Annotated in this window: 19 protein-coding genes and 2 tRNA genes; 8 read left to right on the forward strand and 13 right to left on the reverse strand. The window is 62.1% G+C overall.

Features of this window, described 5'->3' with window-relative positions; genetic code table 11:
• Nucleotides 1–122 precede the first annotated feature (122 nt).
• Complete coding sequence (locus NKJ72_RS12390; RefSeq protein WP_006201846.1) at nt 123–395, forward strand: HU family DNA-binding protein; 273 nt, start codon at nt 123–125, stop codon at nt 393–395.
• Nucleotides 396–469: 74 nt separating this feature from the next.
• Here the strand turns inward: NKJ72_RS12390 and NKJ72_RS12395 are convergent, their stop codons facing one another.
• Nucleotides 470–1,492, reverse strand: coding sequence for an aldo/keto reductase (locus tag NKJ72_RS12395; protein ID WP_352477317.1), 1,023 nt, complete (start codon nt 1,490–1,492; stop codon nt 470–472).
• Between the two features lie 184 nt (nt 1,493–1,676).
• Between NKJ72_RS12395 and hxlB the strand changes: the two genes are divergently transcribed.
• Together hxlB and NKJ72_RS12405 are read left to right on the forward strand one after the other, a co-directional pair.
• The gene (gene hxlB / locus NKJ72_RS12400; protein WP_352477319.1) at nt 1,677–2,243 is read left to right on the forward strand and encodes a 6-phospho-3-hexuloisomerase; all 567 of its coding nucleotides are present in this window, start codon (nt 1,677–1,679) and stop codon (nt 2,241–2,243) included.
• A gap of 5 nt (nt 2,244–2,248) precedes the next feature.
• Nucleotides 2,249–2,992, forward strand: a complete 744-nt coding sequence (locus tag NKJ72_RS12405; protein ID WP_254817603.1) for a creatininase family protein — start codon at nt 2,249–2,251, stop codon at nt 2,990–2,992.
• A gap of 60 nt (nt 2,993–3,052) precedes the next feature.
• Here NKJ72_RS12405 and NKJ72_RS12410 read toward each other — a convergent pair whose 3' ends face one another.
• The 3 genes from NKJ72_RS12410 to NKJ72_RS12420 all read right to left on the reverse strand — a co-directional run bounded on the left by NKJ72_RS12410 (nt 3,053) and on the right by NKJ72_RS12420 (nt 6,897).
• Nucleotides 3,053–3,970, reverse strand: a complete 918-nt coding sequence (locus NKJ72_RS12410) for a carbohydrate ABC transporter permease (protein WP_352477320.1) — start codon at nt 3,968–3,970, stop codon at nt 3,053–3,055.
• A 13-nt stretch (nt 3,971–3,983) separates the two neighbouring features.
• The gene (locus NKJ72_RS12415) at nt 3,984–5,105 is read right to left on the reverse strand and encodes a carbohydrate ABC transporter permease (protein ID WP_352477504.1); all 1,122 of its coding nucleotides are present in this window, start codon (nt 5,103–5,105) and stop codon (nt 3,984–3,986) included.
• Nucleotides 5,106–5,232: 127 nt separating this feature from the next.
• Nucleotides 5,233–6,897, reverse strand: coding sequence for an ABC transporter substrate-binding protein (locus NKJ72_RS12420; RefSeq protein ID WP_352477321.1), 1,665 nt, complete (start codon nt 6,895–6,897; stop codon nt 5,233–5,235).
• A 293-nt stretch (nt 6,898–7,190) separates the two neighbouring features.
• Here NKJ72_RS12420 and NKJ72_RS12425 point away from each other — a divergent pair, with 293 nt between their 5' ends.
• Genes NKJ72_RS12425 through rbsK form a run of 3 tightly spaced genes read left to right on the forward strand, consistent with a single transcriptional unit; the run spans nt 7,191 to nt 9,680 of the window.
• On the forward strand, nt 7,191–8,249 hold the full coding sequence (locus NKJ72_RS12425; RefSeq protein ID WP_352477322.1) for an ABC transporter ATP-binding protein: 1,059 nt from the start codon (nt 7,191–7,193) through the stop codon (nt 8,247–8,249).
• A gap of 32 nt (nt 8,250–8,281) precedes the next feature.
• Entirely contained in the window at nt 8,282–8,734 is a 453-nt protein-coding gene (locus NKJ72_RS12430) for an RbsD/FucU family protein (protein ID WP_352477323.1), read from the forward strand.
• A gap of 4 nt (nt 8,735–8,738) precedes the next feature.
• Nucleotides 8,739–9,680 (forward strand): ribokinase, encoded by a 942-nt coding sequence (gene rbsK, locus NKJ72_RS12435; RefSeq protein ID WP_352477324.1) that lies wholly within the window; start codon nt 8,739–8,741, stop codon nt 9,678–9,680.
• Nucleotides 9,681–9,893: 213 nt separating this feature from the next.
• On the opposite strand, the gene NKJ72_RS12440 is transcribed toward rbsK, so the two are convergent.
• Nucleotides 9,894–9,970, reverse strand: a tRNA-Asp gene (locus NKJ72_RS12440).
• 217 nt (nt 9,971–10,187) lie between these two features.
• On the opposite strand from NKJ72_RS12440, the gene NKJ72_RS12445 reads away from it, so the two are divergent.
• Both NKJ72_RS12445 and NKJ72_RS12450 read left to right on the forward strand, forming a co-directional pair.
• Nucleotides 10,188–10,263: transfer RNA gene (locus NKJ72_RS12445), tRNA-Val, on the forward strand.
• 739 nt (nt 10,264–11,002) lie between these two features.
• A complete protein-coding gene (locus tag NKJ72_RS12450) occupies nt 11,003–11,329 on the forward strand; it encodes a hypothetical protein (protein ID WP_254817609.1) in 327 nt (108 codons plus the stop codon).
• A 201-nt stretch (nt 11,330–11,530) separates the two neighbouring features.
• On the opposite strand, the gene NKJ72_RS12455 is transcribed toward NKJ72_RS12450, so the two are convergent.
• The 8 genes from NKJ72_RS12455 to NKJ72_RS12490 all read right to left on the reverse strand — a co-directional run bounded on the left by NKJ72_RS12455 (nt 11,531) and on the right by NKJ72_RS12490 (nt 19,149).
• A complete protein-coding gene (locus NKJ72_RS12455; RefSeq protein WP_352477325.1) occupies nt 11,531–12,187 on the reverse strand; it encodes a GNAT family N-acetyltransferase in 657 nt (218 codons plus the stop codon).
• Complete coding sequence (locus tag NKJ72_RS12460; protein ID WP_352477327.1) at nt 12,184–12,954, reverse strand: SDR family oxidoreductase; 771 nt, start codon at nt 12,952–12,954, stop codon at nt 12,184–12,186. The genes NKJ72_RS12455 and NKJ72_RS12460 overlap by 4 nt, the downstream gene beginning before the upstream one ends.
• Nucleotides 12,951–13,946 carry an ABC transporter permease gene (locus tag NKJ72_RS12465; RefSeq protein ID WP_352477328.1) on the reverse strand — a complete coding sequence of 332 codons (996 nt, stop codon included), beginning with the start codon at nt 13,944–13,946 and terminating at the stop codon, nt 12,951–12,953. Before NKJ72_RS12465 ends, NKJ72_RS12460 begins: the two co-directional genes overlap by 4 nt.
• A 162-nt stretch (nt 13,947–14,108) precedes the next feature.
• Complete coding sequence (locus tag NKJ72_RS12470; protein WP_352477329.1) at nt 14,109–15,149, reverse strand: sugar ABC transporter substrate-binding protein; 1,041 nt, start codon at nt 15,147–15,149, stop codon at nt 14,109–14,111.
• A 39-nt stretch (nt 15,150–15,188) separates the two neighbouring features.
• The gene (locus NKJ72_RS12475; protein ID WP_352477330.1) at nt 15,189–15,953 is read right to left on the reverse strand and encodes an ATP-binding cassette domain-containing protein; all 765 of its coding nucleotides are present in this window, start codon (nt 15,951–15,953) and stop codon (nt 15,189–15,191) included.
• Complete coding sequence (locus NKJ72_RS12480; RefSeq protein ID WP_352477331.1) at nt 15,950–17,116, reverse strand: ROK family transcriptional regulator; 1,167 nt, start codon at nt 17,114–17,116, stop codon at nt 15,950–15,952. Before NKJ72_RS12480 ends, NKJ72_RS12475 begins: the two co-directional genes overlap by 4 nt.
• A 134-nt stretch (nt 17,117–17,250) precedes the next feature.
• The gene (locus NKJ72_RS12485) at nt 17,251–18,543 is read right to left on the reverse strand and encodes a M23 family metallopeptidase (protein ID WP_352477332.1); all 1,293 of its coding nucleotides are present in this window, start codon (nt 18,541–18,543) and stop codon (nt 17,251–17,253) included.
• Between the two features lie 138 nt (nt 18,544–18,681).
• A complete protein-coding gene (locus NKJ72_RS12490; protein ID WP_352477333.1) occupies nt 18,682–19,149 on the reverse strand; it encodes a peroxiredoxin in 468 nt (155 codons plus the stop codon).
• Nucleotides 19,150–19,197 lie beyond the last annotated feature (48 nt).

Raw genomic sequence — 19,197 nt, forward strand, 5'->3', positions numbered from 1 at the left:
TTTCCGGGCTTTTTTCAACTTTCTTGGCGCTTTTCGACTTGGTTGCCGGGGCGCTTCTTTCTAAAGTCCGTTTCCTGCCGGATGAGTCGAGTGTTCCGGTTTTCTCATGGAAGGGAATTTTTATGAACAAGAACGAACTGGTATCCGCTGTCGCCGATGCCGCGAGTATTTCGAAGGGTGACGCGCAGTCGGCGGTTGATGCGGTGTTTTCCGTCATCACCGGCGAACTGAAAAAGGGCGGCGATGTCCGGCTTGTCGGCTTCGGAAATTTCACCGTGTCAAAACGCGCCGCGTCGACCGGCCGCAATCCGCAGACCGGTGCGGAAGTGAAGATCCCGGCGCGCACCGTGCCGAAGTTCTCGGCCGGCAAGGGCCTCAAGGACGCGGTCAACTAAGCGCCTCCTTAAGTCTTTCAGAGAAAAGAAGAACCGGCATATCCGGTTTTTCTTTTCTGTTGGAAAGGGCGGCGCTACGCCGTCGGCGCGTCCGTGCGCATCAAGCCTTCTTTCTTGAGATCGGCCCAAAGCGCCGATGGCAGCTTCGCGTCGAGCAGCGAGCGATTGCTTTCGACTTCGCCAGGCCGCTGGCCGCCGGGGATTACCGAGACGACGGAAGGATGCAGCAGCGGGAACTGCAGCGCCGCCTCGATCAGGCGCGCGCCGTGGCGCTTGCAGACGGCCTCGATACGGGTGACGCGGTCGATGATGTCCTGCGGCGCCTTCGAATAGTTGTAGTAGGCGCCGGGCTTCGGCCCGGTTGCCAGGATGCCGGAATTGTAAGGCCCGCCGAGAACGATGCCGATGCCGCGTTGCTGGCATAGCGGCAGGAAAGACTGCAGCGCCTCCTGCTCCAGCAGTGTGTAGCGCCCGGCAAGCAGGAACAGATCGAAATCGCCGCGCTCGGCCAGCGTCTGGGCAACCTGCCACTCGTTGATGCCGCCGCCGAACGCCTTGACCACGCCCTGGTCGCGCAATGCCAGCAATCCATAGTAGCCGGAACTCATGAATTCCTGGATGCGCTGGTCCGAGGCTTCCTTGCTGCCATGCGTGAAGATGTCGACATCGTGCACGAAGAGGATGTCGATGCGGTCGACACCGAGCCGTTCCAGCGAGGCCTCGAAGGAGCGCATGATACCGTCATAGCTATAGTCGTAGACCTCGCGGCGCGAAGGGGTGTCGAAGAATTTGCCGACGCCGGTGCGCTGATCCGGCGGACAGGCGCGCATGATGCGTCCGACTTTACTGGACAGCACGTAGTCGTCGCGCTTCTTCGAACGCAGGAACGGATTGAGCCGCGTTTCGGCTAGGCCTAGCCCATAAAGCGGCGCGGTGTCGAAGTAGCGGCAGCCGACCCGCCATGCCGCCTCCAGCGTGGCATTGGCATCCTCGTCTGAGACGGCGCGGTAGAGATTGCCGAGCGGCGCGGTGCCGAAGCCGAGCTCGGTGAAGATGATGCCGCCATTGCCGATGCGGTCGAAATGCCGTGTCTTCATATACAGTCGTTTCCTCATTTGCGATTTGCCGTGACACTATCACGGCTGTGGCACATCAAAAGCACTGCGTGTCGTTGGACACCGATTTTCGCGGTGATAGCATGAATGAAAACAAGCTGTTCGGGGCCGATGTGACTGACATATTCAAGTGGTTCTCCGGCAACTGCAAGCTGGTGCAAATGTCATGAGGGACGCCGGCGAAAACCTGTTTGGGATTGCGCTGAACGAGCTTGGTACCGTTCTGGAACGTATCGACGAAAGCCGCATCGACGCCGCTTGCGCCATCTTGGCGGGCGCGAGAAAGATCGTCACCTATGGCTGCGGCCGCGAGGCGCTGCAGGTCAAGGGTTTTGCCATGCGGCTCTATCACCTCGGTCTGCCGGTTTCGGTTGTCGGCGATATGACGACGCCGCCGCTGGGCGCGGGCGATGTCTTCCTCGCCAGTTCCGGCCCGGGCGAGACCTCGACGGTGCTGACTTTGATGCGGGTAGCGCGCGAGGCCGGTGCCACAGTCCTGCTGCTCACCGCGCAATCCGACAGCACTGCCGCGAAGCTGGCCGACTTCACACTGCATATCCCGGCTCAGACTATGGCCAACGACCAGGGCCCGGAAAAGACGTCCGTGCTGCCGATGGGCTCGGTCTTCGAAGGCGCGCTGTTCGTTCTCTTCGAAGTGATGGTGCTGAAGCTCCGGGACCTGACCGGCGTCTCGCCTGAAGCGATGCGCGCCCGCCACACCAATATGGAGTAGTTGTCATGCGGTACGAATTGATGCTGCCGCACCAGATCCGCAAGGCGATCGTCGAGAACCGGCCGGTCGTGTTGCCGCTCGGTGTGCTTGAATACCATGGCGAGCACATGGCCGTCGGCATGGACACGCTGGCGGTGATCAAGAGCCTGGAGCTGTTCGAAAAAGAAGCCGAGATCGTCATTCTGCCGCCCTTCTATTACGGCGCGGCGAGCTATGCGGTTGCAGCACCGGAGGGCAGTGGTTCGGTGCAGGTCGGCGGCAATGTGCTGGCGCCATTTGCGGAAGAATTGTTCTACAGCCTGCTGCGTATCGGCTTCCGCAACATCCACGCCATCATTCACCACCAGACCGAAAATTTTGCTGCCGGCATGCCAACCGATCTCGCCTTCAAGGCCGCCGGCCGGCAGGCGATCTTCCGCTTCCTGGAGAAAGAACGTGGCGAAGGCTGGTGGGGCTCTGCGGCGATGGCCGACTATTATGCCGAGCACGCCGAGGGCAGCAATTTCTTCAACTGGGTGCAGGTGCATCCGCTGATGCCGGCTTCAATGCACACCCAATACCCGTTTGACCATGCCGGCATCGGCGAGACGTCGCTGATGCTGGCGTTGTGCCCGGAAGCGGTCGATGCCGACCGCTTCGCCGACAACACCGGCTGGTACACGGCAAGTGCTTCCGAAGCCTCGGCCGAATTGGGGCAAAAAGGGATCGCCATGATCCTCGATCATTTGCGGGCAACCCTTTCGGGTTAGCGCGGTTTTCCCTCTCCCCTTGTTGTTCCCTTGTTGTGGAAGAAGGGAAGGCTGGCGCACTTATTTCACCGCGCCCGCCGTCATGCCCATGATCAGGTAACGCTCGAGCGCGATGCCGATAACGGCGAGCGGTGTGATGGCCGCGGTGGCGAGCGCTGCCATCGACCACCAATTGATGCCTTGTGAGCCGGTCTGGCTCGCCACCATGACAGGGATGGTTTTGGCGTCGGTCGAGGTCAGAAGCGCGGCGAAGAAATACTCGTTCCAGCACAGCACCATCGCCAGGATGAAAGCGGCTACCATGCCCGGCAGGGCGATCGGCATGACGATGCGCAAGAAAGCGCCCCAAATCGACAGGCCGTCGACGAGTGCTGCTTCCTCCAGTTCTACGGGAATGGAATTGAACTGGTCGCGCATGATCCAGATGACGATCGGCAGCACCATCAGCGTATAGAGCAGGATCAGCCCGACGCGTGTGTCGAGCAGGCCGACTTCCCGGTAGAGCACGAGAAAGGGCAAGGCCAGTACCACCGGCGGCAGGATCAGCTGCGACAGGAAGAAGAAGGAGATGTCCTCGTTCCTGAACCAGGCGAACTTGTAACGATAGCGGGTCAGCCCGTAGGCGGCGAGGCTGCCAATGACGATCGCCAGGCTCGAGGCGCCGACCGAAGTGATGACCGAATTCATGAAGCGCTTGATAAATTCGTCGCGAACCGTCGACGTCCGAAAGATCGAGTCTGGAGAGAGGCCTAGTGACCGCCAGCCTTTCCAGTCGGGCTGGAAGTCGACGAACGGAATCAGATGGCCCTGGGTGACGTCGACCGCGGTCTTGAACGAAGTGGTTATCGTCCAATAGATCGGGAACAGACAGATGAAGGCCCAGAAGATGAGCGCGCCGTAGATGAAGACGCGGTGGGCGACGAAGCTCGCCGGCGAACGAATTTCGGAAGCTGCATAGTCCGTGGTCTGAACGCTCATCTTGCCGGCCCGATCAGTTGACGTTGCGCACGAAGCGGCTGGCGAATTTCAGCAGCCAGGTCACGAACACAATGATGATGATCAAATAGGCCATCGCCAGCATCGTGCCGTAGCCGACATTCGATCGATCGCGATATTCGCGGTAGATGAAGCTCGACACTGAATCGGTCGCGCCGCCCGGGCCGCCGGAGGTGACGGTGATGATGATATCGGCGAGCTTCAGCTTGAAGATAATGCGCAGGATGACTGCCGTCACCGACACCGGCAGCATCAGCGGGAAGGTGACCTGCCAGAAGGTCTGCCATGGGGTGGCGCCATCGACACGCGCCGCCTCGAGCACTTCGCGCGACATCGCCTGCAGGCCGGCGAGCAGCATGATCATCATGAACGGGATGAAGGTCCAGGCGTCGAGCACCATGATCGAGATGCGGGCGGTGATCGGGTTGGAGAAGAAGGCCGGGTTTTCCCAGCCGAGATGGCGCGCCAGCGTCGCGGCCGGCCCGAAGCGGTATTCCATCAGCGACTTGCCGATCATCCACGACACCGCGACCGGCGACAGCATCAGGGGCATGAGAAAGACGACGCGGAAGAATTTTCGTGCCCTAATCTGCGCGTTGAGCAGCAGCGCCAGGCCGAAGGCGATGACATATTCGACCAACACCGCCAGCACGTAGAGCACCATGTTGAACAGCGCGTTGCGATAATAGGCGTCGTTCAGCATCTGCCAGAAATTGTCGAGCCCGTTGAACTGCCGTCCGCTGAAGGAACTGAGGTTCCAGTCGGTCAGCGCGATGTAGAAGCCGAACAATGTCGGGAAGATTACCATGGCAATGGTGAACAGCAGCGCCGGCAGCAGGAACAGCGCGCGCTGGCCGTCCTCGCCGCGCGTCAGCACCTGGCCGATGCCGAGTGCGACACCCCACAGCACATAGGCGTAGACCACCGGCCGCCAGTTCTCGAACCCGACGGTGTCGACCTCGCTCTTGTAGAGGATTTGCAGCGTAATCCCCGCCAGAAGGCCGAGCGTCGCAGCAACCATCAGCGCCCAGCCAAGCCTTTTGCGGCTCCGCGATATCAGGTCGGATGGCACGGCGCCTGCCGGCCATTCACTTGTCGACAAAGTCTGGTCAGCCAGGGTCCGGTCAGCCACGCGTCTTGCCTGTTCACAGGAGGCTCGATGACCGGCCGAGCCGGTCGAGGCCAAGTCGGTCAAGGGGAGGTCCGGCGGCTGTGCGCCGCCGAACCAGGTTCACGATCTCAGCCTACACGCCGAGCGAGGCCTTGTAGAGCTTGATCTGGTTGTCACGGCCGATCTGGTCGGTCAGCTTCTCCCAGGCGGCTGCGATGGCGTCGGCGCCTTCCTGCGCCTTCATCTTGCCGGCAAAAGTGTTGGCCAAAATGTCCTCGGCGGCGCTGTAGTACTGGAAGATGCCGGGGATGCGTGGCTCGATCGCGGCGTTGGGATGGTTGTAGCTGTCGGCTTCCGACTTCAGATACGAGGTGATGAACGCCTCGTCGTAGCCCGCCGCCACCCATTCCGGAATGTTGAAATGCGAGTTGCGATAGGGCTGGAAACCCGACGGATAGGCCGCGCACCAGAGCGACAGGTCCTTGCCGCCGAGATGGGCAGCGGCCGACCATGCCGCCTTCTTTTTCTTTTCGTCGCTGTCGACACGCTCCATGACATAAACGCCCCAGCCGAGATAGGCGCAGTTCGGCGCATGGTTCGGCCCGCTGGCCAGCTTGTCCCACTGGCCGGTCTTGGAGTTGTAGACATCGTCCGAGCCCGGCAGGATCGAGAAGCCGGTGACGTCGCCGACGACCGAGGAGTCGTTTGTCTTGACGTTCGAACCAACGTCGCCCCACCAGGTGACCATCGAACCGGTGCCTGCCAGGAATTGCTGGAAGGCGGTGGTGTTCGGGTCGGCGTTGATCTGGTCGGCAGGCTCGGATGGCAGCGCATCGATGACGTCTTGGATCGCCCGCACCCATGCCGGATTGTTGATGCGCGGCTTCATCGTGTCGGCGTCGAACAGCCAGGCCTTGTCGTCGGGATGCTTGGCATAGGCGCTGGCGCGGCTGCCGAGGAAGTAGAAGCCGAAGCCGCCCCAGGGCTTCGGCGCGTCGAGATAGCCAAAGACGTCCTGGCCCTTCACCTGCTTGCCCTTGAGGAACTTGGTCACCGCCTGCACCTGCTGCCAGGTCTTCGGCACGCCCCATTCGCCTTCACCTCCGCCGTCCTTCCAGGCCTTGGCGAGGTCGGCATCGGCGAACACGTCGGTGCGATAGTTGAAATTATGTGCATCGCCGTCGACGGTCACGCGGTACTGCTTGCCCTCCCAGGTGCCGACTGGCGGCTGCAGATAGGCCACGACGTCCTTCATGTCGATCTGGTCCTTGACCCAGTCCGGCATTTCGGAGGTGAGACCCTTGCCGCAGACGTCGCCTTCGAACGGTGCTCCCATCTCGATTATGTCGAAATCGACGGTGCCTGTCGCGATCGACTGCTGCAGGCGGGCGTTGTAGTCAGCCTGCGCCAGGTCGATCCAGTTGATCTTGGCGCCGGTATAGGTCTCCCACGGCTTCAGAAAGCCGCGAAACAGCACATTGTGCAGATTCTGGTTGTTGAGGCCCATGAAGGTGAGTTCGACGCCGGCGAATTCGCCTTCCTTGACATTGGCCTTGGTGGCTCCCAGGCAAAGCTCGCCGACCTGCTGGAAATCGGCATCGGTCGGCTGACCCTTGCCGACGCCCGGAATCTGCAGGATCTGCGCGCGCAGGTCATCCGCGGCCGCGGCCGGGCGCGTCAGGGCGCCAAGCCCGGCGCCAGACGCCGCGGCGAGGGCGGCCATGCTGGCCGCTCCCTTCAGCACGTCGCGGCGGGTGGCCCCGGCGCGGACAAGTTGGTTATAAAGGCTGACTTTCATCTCGTTCCTCCCAGAAGGTCAATCGTGAATTTGGTTCAGATGATGGAGCGCCGATTATGTTCCCCAACGACAGCGACTCCGTAAATAGCGGCCCGAATTCTCCCTCCCGCGACGCTTGGCATTCAGTACCGGACAAGCGTACCGGTGCGCCCGGAACAGGGTCATAAGCCGGACACTGTCACTATTCGCACAACGAAGTGCGGTGTCAACGTGAATGGGTTTTTTATCTATAAGAGACCGACTTGCCCTCGCCGTTTGCGTTGTTTAGCTTCACGGCAACCAAAGGGGGAATGATGGCTCAAGTCGCGATCCGCAATGTGGCCAAGGCGTTCGGAACCGTCAAGGTTCTGCACGATGTCAGCGTCGACATCGCCGATGGGCAGTTCGTGGTGCTGGTCGGGCCTTCCGGCTGCGGCAAATCCACGTTGTTGAGGATGGTAGCGGGGCTGGAGACAGTCTCCGGCGGCACCATCGCCATCGGCGAGCGCGTCGTCAACCATTTGCCGCCGGCCAAGCGCGACATTGCCATGGTGTTCCAGAACTACGCGCTCTATCCGCACAAGACGGTCGAGCAGAATATGGCCTTTGCTCTCAAGCTGCGCAAAACCGACCCGGCGGTGGTCACTGAGCGGGTCAAACGGGCCGCCGACATCCTCGACCTCAATCCCTACCTCAAGCGCTATCCGCGCCAACTCTCGGGCGGCCAGCGCCAGCGGGTCGCCATGGGCCGCGCCATCGTGCGCAACCCGCAGGTGTTCCTGTTCGACGAGCCGCTCTCCAATCTCGATGCCAAGCTGCGTGTCCAGATGCGCACGGAGATCAAGGAACTGCACCAACGACTGAAGACCACCACCATCTACGTCACCCACGACCAGATCGAGGCCATGACCATGGCCGACAAGATCGTGGTGATGCGCGACGGTCGCATCGAGCAGGTCGGCGCGCCGCTGGAGTTGTTCGACCGGCCCGCCAACCTGTTTGTCGCCGGCTTCATCGGCTCGCCCTCGATGAACCTGCTCAGGGGGGTCGTGCGCAAGGGCGACAAGCCCGTCGTCGAGATCGCCGGGACGCCGTTCCCGATTGCTGCCAAGAGTGCCGTGGAAGATGGCCGCAATGTCGTCTACGGCGTGCGGCCCGAGCATCTCGAAATCCATCCAGATGGTGTTCCGGCGAAGATTTCGGTGGTCGAGCCGACCGGTTCCGAGACTTTGGTGTTCCTGCGCTTCGGCGAGGGCGAGATGGTGGCGCTGTTCCGTGAGCGCCACGACTTCAAGCCGGGCGACACACTGCACCTGAAACCGCGGCTCGACCAGGTGCATCTCTTCGACGCAGAGACCGGCAAGCGTCTCTGATTTCGCCCCAGCAAAACTTCGCGAGGAATACCATGCTCAAAGGAATCAATCCCCTGCTCAATGCCGATGTGCTGCAGGCGCTGCGGGCGATGGGCCACGGCGACGATCTGATTATCGCCGACACCAATTTCCCGTCCGATTCGGTGGCGCGCCAGACCGTGCTTGGCCGGTTGCTGCGCATCGATGCGCCGGCGGCCGACGTGGTCAAGGCGGTGCTTTCGCTCTATCCGCTGGACACCTTCGTCGACGACGCGGCCGCGCGCATGGAGATCGTCGGCAAGCCGGACGACATTCCCGCCGTGCAGCAGGAAGTGCAAAAAGAGATCGATGCCGCCGAGGGCAAGGCCTGGCCGATGATCTCGGTCGAGCGCTACGCCTTCTACGAACGCGCCAAGAAGGCCTATTGCGTCATCCAGACCGGCGAGCGCCGCTTCTATGGCTGTTTTGCCTTCCGCAAGGGCGTCGTGCCACCGGATGCGGAGTAGGGGCATGCCGGCGAAACCGATCGTCATGAAGCCGGTTGTCATATTGGGCGTCTTCGTCGCCGACACGGCCTACCGCGCCGCCCGCCAGCCGCGGATGGGCGAGACGATCCTGGGCACGTCCTTCACGCTCGGCCCCGGCGGCAAGGGCTCGAACCAGGCGGTGGCAGCCGGCCGGCTCGGCGCCGATGTCACCTTCCTTACCCGCCTCGGGGTCGACCCCTTTGCCGATATGGCGAGACAGACCTGGTCGCAGGCCGGCGTGAAGAGCGCCGTCATCGACACGCCGGAAAGCTACACCGGTGCCGCCTATATCTTCATCGAGGAGACGAGCGGCAACAACGCGATCATCGTCAGCCCCGGTGCGGCGATGCTGATCTCGCCCGCCGATATCGAGGCAAATGCCGGCCTGATCCGCGCGGCCGGCGTCTTCGTCACCCAGCTTGAGCAGCCGATCGAGGCGGCGATGCGGGCGCTGGAGATCGCGCGCGGGGCAGGGGTGACCACCATTCTCAACCCGGCGCCGGCGGCCAAGCTTCCGGACCGCATCTATACACTTTGCGACTATGTGACGCCGAACGAGACTGAGGCCGAGGAACTGACCGGCATCAAGGTATCCTCCATCGACGATGCCCGCCGTGCCGCCGACAGCCTGCTCGAGAAGGGCGTGGGCGCTGTCGTCGTGACGCTCGGCGAAAAGGGCGCGCTGCTGCACACGGCCGACCGTTCCGAGCATGTCGCTGCGGTCGCCGCCGGCCCGGTCATCGAGACCACCGGCGCGGGCGACGCCTTCAATGGCGGCCTGGCCGCAGCGCTGTCGAGCGGGATCGAACCCCTGCAGGCGGTGCGCTTCGCTTGCGCCGTCGCAGGCATTTCGGTGACGCGCCCGGGCACCGCGCCGTCCATGCCGACGCTGCAGGAAGTCGAGGCACTGCTCGCCAAGGGGTGAAGCCCGAGCGGGAGCGAATGGGTTAGACCCGGCTCTTGTCCGAGAAGCTATTGTCTTCTGGCTTGACCACAACAGGCGGGCAGGTCGATGGATGAGGATCAATGCCAGAATTCGAAAGGAATGGACCTGGACTGGGTCACGAAAGAAGATGATTTTTGACAAATCAACGTCGACATTTCTCCGACATCAAGGGCACGTGGCCCTAAGGAGAAATGGCGCGAGTGACGGGGCTCGAACCCGCGACCTCCGGCGTGACAGGCCGGCACTCTAACCAACTGAGCTACACCCGCGCATAGACGAGCACGTGTCAGCCGTGTTCGTCGTTGGGGCGGTGGATAAGGGGTAAGCCACCGGGTGTCAAGCGGACCCGGACAGCATAACAGCAAACAGGAGAAGGTTTTTTGACAAGCCGAACTTTGTTGCCGAAACCGGCTCCCGGCCAAGCCACTGGCCGTTCATTTGGCCTTGCGAAGCCGGTCCTAACTGCTTAAAGGTCCGGCCCGGAGCGGGCGATTAGCTCAGTTGGTAGAGCGCTTCGTTTACACCGAAGATGTCGGCGGTTCGAGCCCGTCATCGCCCACCACTTTCCATCGACGTGTTCATTCAGGCATTGTCTTTTTGCAATGTCCGGTTCACACGCCTGCACTGTCAGAAATCGTCCAACTGGCGGTTGGTAGACGCAACTATCTGGCATCCCTTATCATTTCTGCTTGATCGCCCCGCCGCATCGGAAAGACGCGGCGGGCTTCTTCGTTGCCAGGCACTGGTCTTCGCGATAATGTCGGCGTGGTTTGGAGGTCGGAGCGTGAAAGAATTCCCTCGGAAGCCCGACAATAACCAAGTAGCACGTGCTCGTCAGGCCACTGAACACGGAACCGCGCTGATTGAAGAGCTTCGCTACACGATCGCCCTATCGCGTCGGCTGATCGAGGCGTCACATTCGCTGGTGAAGAGGTCGCAGAGCCAGGGCAGGCCTCTCGAGAGTGATGGTATCGAGATTGGCTAACAGGCACGTGGTCTGTCGACGCTAAGGTCCCCCCGTAGTGCAGATGGACCCTTCGATACTGAGTTGTCCCGGCAAACAAACCAGCGATCGACGCAACTAGTGGTTTCGTGGTTGTTGCGGTATCTCCGCTGCCAAACGCTTCACAGTCCGGGGTGGGCGCATAAACAGTAGGACTTTGGTCTGATCGAACTTGTCTTTGCCATGGGACCTAAGTCTGATCTGCTGGCTCCTTGGGTGGCAAACGATTGCCGAAAGTTAAAGCTTACAGTAATTTAAGGGAGCACAAAAGAAAGCTAAAATCTTACTGCACATGGGCATGGGTGGGCGCGAAAATATTCCTGGATGGCTTGCGAGTCATCTTCCGGATGATGCGGTGATCGCAGGAGATCTCGCCGATAAGATATCTAAGGAGGCTGAAGGAAACCGGCTTCCGGGCGAACGGGTTGTGGAGACAACCCGTAGCGCAGAAGACACCTTCAAGAAGGAAAAAGGCGAACCGTATCGCCGCGCCACGATTGCGGGAATCTTGGCCAGCGGCTCATTCCTCGCGCTGTTGGTGTTAGCGATCTATCTGCTTTATGTGTTCTCGATCGTGGCCGGGGAAACGGTTGCGAATGTTCCCCTGCCGCCCACAGTGAACTAGTAGCCGCTCCGCCAACACTCGAATTAGCCCCGCACTGTGTTGATGCTGGTGACTTTCGTGTCTGCGGTGGAGCACGCGAGGAAGGTTTCGTTCCCGCGGCAAAGGTGTTCACACGGGGCAACTGGCTGCTGCAGAACGGCAGCATTGTACTTCCATCGGCCTCCCGGTTCTTTGCAACTTGGGCGATTGGCTTGTCGCAGATCAGCCTGCAATCGCCGGAGCGTGAGCAATCAGTTTCGCCACATAAACACAACGCTTCGATGAATCAGCGTCCTGCACCACCTCAAATCCAATCGCCTTATAGAACTTCAGCGCAGCATCGTTCTCCGGCATGACTTCGAGGTGAATGCCGGTCGAGCCGCTCGCGGCAAGGCGCTGCTCGAGGAACGCCATCGCGCGCCTGCCGATGCCTTTCCCGCGCGCTTGCGGCAACAGGTCGATATGGCCGTGCGACGGATAGGCGGTCAGCGCAGGCGGGACAGCGAAATCGGGATGATGGACCCGGTGCCGCGCCCAGTCGCTGCCACGCCAGCGCGAGCTGTCGGGTCCCGGGTCTGCCACGCGCCGCTGTAGGTCCGGGTACCAGTCTGATGCCAGGCTGGCATTGAAAGCGGCTGTTTCGGCTGCGCCAAGCAGATAGCCGGCCGCACCTGTCGGGCTATCGATAATAAAGGCCAGATCGGGTTCGAGGGCCTGGTAGGGAATGGTGTAGAGCAGGCCGAGCAGGTCCGGGTCGTCCTGTCGGCCGCTGGCGTCCTTGCCAGCATCGCCGGTCTTGAGACAGATCATCGCAAGTGCCGGATGATCGGCGGCGGTCGCCCGGCGCAGGAAGAAACCGCCGCCGAAATCGAGGATCATGGCGGTAGCAGCCGGAAATCCTTGCCCTCGGGCAAAAGCTGCCCGCCGTCGACGATGATGGTCGTGCCGGTGATGTAGCCGGCGTCATCCGAGGCCAGGAACAGGAAGGCATTGGCCACATCGCGTGGGCTGCCGAGACGGCCGAGCGGGATGGCGTCTTCCATGTTCTTGATGAAGGCCGCACCGCGATGCTGCTCTATGCCTTCGGTGAGGATGTTGCCGGGCTCGACGCCGTTCACGGTGATGCCGTACCCCGAGAATTCGAGAGCCGCCGAACGGATGAGGCCGTTGATACCGGCCTTGGTCGCCGAATAGTGGCCATGACCGGGGCTGGTGACGTGCGGGCCGGTGATGGAGGAGGTGAACAGCATGCGGCCAAAATGCTGTGCCTTCATCGGCACCAGCACCGCGCGTGCGGCGATGAAGCTGCCACGCAAGTTCACCGCCATGACCCGGTCCCAATCGTCGGGACTCGTGTTTTCCAGCAATTGCCAAGGATAGATTCCGGCATTCTGCACCATGATGTCGAGGCGGCCGTGACGGTCGAGCGCCAGTGCAACAGCAGCCTCGGCATCGGCCATCTGCGAGATGTCGGTGCGAATGAAGGCGGCGCCAAGCTCGTCCGCAGTCGCTTGCCCGGCCTCAACCTCGGTATCGGCCAGGACCAGCTTCGCGCCCTCCTCGGCAAAGCGCTGTGCGATCGCCTTGCCGATCCCGCGTGCGCTTCCGACGATCAGCGCGACCTTATCTTCCAGACGGCCGGTCATGCCAGCCTCTGGCGAATGGTCTGCTTGAATGCGTCGAGCAGCACGGCGGCGAGCACCAGCAGGCCGTGGATCACCTGGGTGAAGTTGGCCGGCAGGCCCATCAAATTGATCGCCGTGTTGATGGCCGAGAGCAGCAGCACGCCGGCATAGACGCCGGGCAAGGTGCCGACGCCGCCCTTCAGGCTGACGCCGCCGATGACGACCGCGGCGAAGGCATTGAACAACAGGCCGACGCCGAGATTGGCGGTTGCGCCGGAGGTGCGGATTACCAGCAGCCAGCCAGCAAGACCGGCAATGGCGCCGGCGAGAACGAAGGCTATGACCAGGTTGCGGTTGACGCGGATGCCGGCGCGAAAGGTCGCAGTCTCGTTGCCGCCGATCATGACCAGGTGCCGGCCGAAGGGCGTCTTGGCCATGATCAGCGAGAAGACGATGAAACAGGCGATGGCGATCCAGGCGGTCAGCGGCAGGCCGCCCAGGCGCTGGATGGCGAACCAGCGGATTGCCGGCGCAAGGTCCTGTGCCGACCGGCCGCCGGAAATGACCAGCACCAGGCCGCGCACCCAGATGTAGGAGGCCAGCGTGATGATGAAGGCACTCATCTTCACCTTGACCACCAGGTAGCCGTTGATGACGCCGATGAGGCCGCCGACGGCAAGGGCGATGAGCAGCGAAACCGGAACCATCAGCCATTGCGGCTGCAACTGGATGCCAAGGCCGATGCCCGACGAGCAGAACAGAATGCCGACCGCCATGGCGCTGAGCGCCGCCACCGATTCGACAGACAGGTCCATATGGCCGGCGATGATGACCAGCGCCAAGCCGATCGACATGACGCCGAGCACGCTCGACGCCTCGATGATGTTCGCGAAAATGCCGAGCTGAAAATAGTTCGGGATAAGGATGGAAAAGACCACCAGCACGAAGACCAGCATGAACCAGACGAGATTGTCGAGGATGAACTCGAGGGTTTGGCGCGTGCGGGGGTTCATCTCAGGATCCGGTTGGCGCCGACCCCGAAAAACCACCCGGTTTTCGGACTATCAGGCGCGGTTGAAAATTGCTGCAGCATTCCCGTGCGCGTCCATTCGAACGCACCGGAGCTGCAGGGCAGGGCTCCGGGCCGGCATGGCCCGGAGCTTCTGGTGAGTTCGCTATTCGACCGGCTTTATGGTTTCGGTCGGCGGCTTCATGTTGCCCCAGAAGGCCGGGTTATCGACGTTTTCCTTGGTGATCGCAGCGCCGGGGATCTTGATGTTCGGCCCCCACGCTTCCTTGGTCAGGGTCGATTTCAGGCCAAGCACATCATATTCGCCTGGCTTGATCTCCTGCTTGCTGACCACCTTGTCCATGAACATCGCGACCGCCGCAGCCTGAGCGTAGAGCGGCTGCTCGACTTCGACATTGAGCCAGCCCTTGCGGATCAGGTCGAGGCCGACCGGAGCGCCGTTCGAGCTCATCAGCATGACGTCGCCCGCTTTCTTGCCGGCGGCCTCGAGCGAGGCGACGGCGGCGACCGAAAGATGCGCGGCGTGGCTGAAGATCAGGTCGATGTCGGGGTTGGCGAGCATCTGGTCGGCAACGATGGTGCCGGCGTTACTGGCCTCCCATTGCATGGCCGGCAGCGAGATGATCTTGACGTCCGGGAACGCCTTCATCTTCTCCTCGAAACCCTTCTGGATGTCGAGCGTGTAGGGGTCGCCCGGATCGCCGAGCACCTGCAGGATCTTGCCCTTCACCGAGCCGTTCTTCGCGGTCAGGAGCTTTTGCGCCTGATCGGCGGCGACGTAGCCGATCTCGACGGTTCCGGCCACCGAGGTGAAGTCGGACGGGGTCGAGGTTATCTGGCGGTCGAACTCGACGACCGGGATGCCGGCGGCACGGGCCGCCTCGACCGACGGCTTCAGCGCATTGAAATCGACGGCGGCAAGGATGATCGCCGCCGGCTTCAGCGCGATGACGTCGTTCATCTGCGATTGCTGCGCGTCGGTCTTGTTGTCGGCGTTCAGCGTCTTCATCTCGTAACCGACCTGCTTCAGGAACAGTTCCAGCGCGCTCACCGAGCCGGTCTGGAACTCATCGAGCAATGTCGGCACCATGTAGTAGACGGTGCCCTTCGACTGAGCGAATGCCGGCGTGAGCGTGGCAAAGGCCAGTGCCAGGATACCGAAGACGGAAAGAAGTATTTTCTTCATGTCGTTCGCTCCTCTTGCGCCGGACCCCTCATTTGTCCCTCAGTTCGCCGGTCCGGCACCGGCGAGCGTCTCTCCGGTGATCATGTTGATCACCGCGTCGGGACTTGTTTTGTTGCGTGCGACATCGCCAGCCACGACACCTTGCCGGATCACCACGATCCGATCGGCGACCTGGAAGGCCTGTTGCATGATATGGGTGATGATGACGACGCCGATGCCCTGGCTCGCCACCTGGCGGATCATGTCAAGGCCGCGCCGCGTCTGCTCGACGCCGAGCGCCGCGAACGGCTCGTCGAGAAGCACCAGCTTGCCGCCAAAATGCACGAACCGATTGAGCTCGATGGCCTGCCGCTGGCCGCCGGAAAGATGCTCGACATTGGTGCGAAGCGAGGGAATGCGAGTGCCGGCGCTGGCCAGTGCCTTTTGTACCACCTGCTCCATCGCGCGCTCGTCGAGTACCGGAATGCCGAGAACCTTCCTGGTGATCTCGCGGCCCATGAAGAAATTGGCGACCACGTCGACGTTGGTGCAAAGCGACAGGTCCTGGTAGACCGTCTCGATCCCAGCGGCCTTGGCCTCGGCGGGAGATTTGGCCAGGAATTCCTTGCCTTCGAACAGCATGCGGCCGGAGGTCGGCTCGAGGCCGCCGGCAATGATCTTGACCAGCGTCGATTTGCCGGCGCCGTTGTCGCCCAGAAGCGCCACCACTTCGCCCTTGCCGATCGAAAAGCTGATGCCTTTCAGCGCTTCGATGGCGCCGTAATTCTTGGCGACGTTGTCGAGCACCAGCAGCGGTTCACTCATGCCGCGATCCCCTTGTTATGCAAGAGATCCCGACCGCGTTCGCGTTCGGCGGTGAAGATCTGGCCGAAGCGCGGCGAAAGCACCCCCGAAACGGCAAGTGCGGCGGCGCCGCGCAACACCGCATGCTGGCCGCCGCGTGCGACGCTGACGCGGGGCGTCGTGCGATCGCTTCGCGCCGAGACCGAATTGGGCAGGTGCGCGGCCGCGCCGGCAAGCCTTTCGAGCAGGTCGGTGGACGCCAGCCCGCCGAGGATGATGGTTTCGGGGTCGAACAGGTTTTCGATGATGGTGACGGCGTTGCGGAAGATCGGCGCAATCTCGCTCACCCACGCGGCGTCGGCGATTTTGCGGCGCCGCAGCGCCTCGAGCGAGAGATACCGTTCGAGGCAGCCGCGATTGCCGCACGGGCACGGCTCGCCGCCCGGCACAGCGGGAATGTGGCCGATCTCGCCGGCATTTCCCCAGGCGCCGCGCAATGCGGCCCCATCATGCACCATGACGCCGCCGAGGCCGACACCGAAATAGAGATAGTAATATTCGGAATACGCCGTCCCGAGGCCGTAGAGGCGCTCGCCGATAGCCGCCGCCGCCATGTCGGTTTCGAAAAAGGCCGGCAGCCCGGTTGAGGCGGCCAGCCGCTCGCGCAGCGCCACATCCTTCCAGCCGGTCATGGTGGTCGGCCCCACAAAGCTCATGGACTCCACGCCGAACGGTCCGGGCAGCGCCATGCCGATGCCGAGAACGCGGCCACCGGGCCGCAATGCCGTCAATTCGAGCACCATGGCGCCGATCAGCTCGAAAGCGTGGTCGGGCGTTGCATTTGGGGCTTCGCGGTAGGTGCTCTCGATAACATCGCCGCTTAGGTTGATCAGGGCGGCATTGATGCCCAGCGGGGTGACGTGGATACCGACGGCATAGCCGCCTTCCGGATTGATGCGCAGCGTCGCCGGTGGCAGGCCGCGCCCCTTGGGCTCTTCGCGGAGCGACAACACGTAACCGTGCTCTTCCAGCTCGCGAACGATAGTCGACACCGTCTGCACGGTGAGCCCGACGCGTCTTGCAATGTCGCCGCGGGCAATCGGTCCGTGAAGGCGGATGGATTCGAGCACGATACGCCGATTATATGGCCGCCCGAACTCCTGATTGGTTCCCCGCAGTGCCATGCCTTGTGCCCCCGAGAGAGGCTAGACTGGCACCGAAGATTTATTCAGTCAAATGGAATTCAAAAATAAAATTGACCAGCCCGTGCAGAGCGAATCTGGCGTCATGCCGAGCCCGAAGGGAGCAGCCCGGCTCCCTAGAGGTACCGCTCGACCTTCTTGCCGATGGTCAGAAACCGTAGCGGATCGATTGCCTCGCCGTTGTGGCGGACCTCGTAATGCAGATGCGGGCCGGTTGAGCGGCCGCTGTTGCCGGTCTTGCCGATGATGTCTCCGGTATCGAGCTTCTGTCCGACGGCGACGTCGATTTCGCTGAGATGCCCGTAACGCGTCACAAAACCGTTGCCGTGGTCGACCTCAATCATGCGGCCGTAGCCGCCGTTCCAGCCGGCCTTGACGACCACGCCGGCTGCCGTGACCTTGGCCGGCATACCGACCGGCGCCCTGAAATCCATGCCGGAATGCAAGGCGGCCGTTCCGAGGATGGGATCGGTGCGCACGCCGAACGGGCTGGTGACGCTATGGCCGGGCGCGGGGTTGGCGAGCGGCAGCCGCCGCGCTTCCTTTTTAAGATGATCCAGCGCGTCAAGAGCCTCGTCCAACTCCTTGACCTTGCTGTCGAAGACCAACGAGCTGTCGAGTGGTATCAGCGGGCCGCCGACGTCGCTCTTTTCGAATTCGCTGTCGACGGGCAGGCCTGCGGCCTCGAGCGCCTGCGAGATCGCGTCGGCGCTCTTGTAGGCATTGTCGGCAAGTGTGGCGATGCGGGTAAGCTGCTGGCTCTCGATGGCCTTCAGCGAGTTGTTGATCGAGACGAAGAGCTTGTCTGCCCGGTCGGCCGCGCTTTCGCTCGGCAGCGGATCGGCGCGGGTCGACCACAGTGAGAACGGCCTGGTGTCGTCAACGCCCACAGGAGCGGCAAGGGGGGCAGCAAGGCTGGCGACGGAATAGGCCATCGGCTGGATGCTGCCTGTCGCGTCGGCATGTTCGTCCGGCTTTGCCGTCGGCACGGGCGGCGTTGCGACCTGGTTTTCGGCTCGTTCGAGGATCGGGCCGAGGCGGCCGTGACGCAGGCTGAGCTGGCTCTGTCGTTCCAGCAGCTCGCTGACCTTGGTTTCCATCAGCTGCTGATCGAGTAGCTGGCGGCTGGTGATGCGGTCGACCTGGCTGCGCAGTGCGGAGATGCGGTCTTCGTAGGCCTGCTGCATGCGCGCCTGCCGCGCCGTCGTGGCGCCGATCAGGTCGTCGCGCAGCACCAGATAAGACGTCGCCAGCAGGTAGCCAATGACGATCGCCGCCAGCGCCGAGCCGCAAAATGCCGCAAGCCACGGGCGTATGGTGAAATGCCTTATCTGGTCGCCCCGGGCGATGATGACCGTGTGGGGCTCTTTGCGTCTGCCGAAGACCGCTGACTGACTGGCTACGTTCACGGGACCAAGCTTTCGTTACGACACCAACGACGAGCCTGATTACACATTATTAGGGTTAACAAAGTTTTGCCGGATCGAACGACAGGCAAAGGTCTTCGCGCAAAACGGGTATCGAATTGCGGCGGCCTGGCGCAGATATCAAAGAGCGCGAACCGCGTTCAGCACCTCTTCGGCGTGCCCCTTGACGCGGACGTTGCGCCAGATCCTGGCGATGCGCCCGTCGCGGCCGATCAGGAACGTCGCCCGCTCGACGCCCATATAGGTGCGGCCGTAGAGCTTCTTTTCCACCCACAAATAGTAAGCCTCGATCACTTTGCGCTCTTCGTCGGCAACAAGATCGACGCTCAGATCGTACTTCGCCTTGAATTTGTCGTGTTTCTTGGCGCTGTCCGGCGAGAGCCCGATGACGACAGCACCGGCCTTTTCGAACTCTGGCTTCAACTGCGAAAAGCCGATCGCCTCGTTGGTGCAGCTTGTGGTGTCGTCCTGTGGGTAGAAATAGAGTACGATGGGTTTTCCCAGCAATGCGGCGAGGCTGAGTGAACCGCCGCCGTCGCGCGGAAGATCGAATTGCGGCGCAACATCGCCCACGTCGAGGTCAGCCATACCGATGCCCTTGTTTGAAGTTACGCGCCAGGCTGCACCGATATAATG

The organism is Mesorhizobium sp. M0045 (assembly GCF_040323385.1).
Classification (GTDB): Bacteria; Pseudomonadota; Alphaproteobacteria; order Rhizobiales; family Rhizobiaceae; genus Mesorhizobium.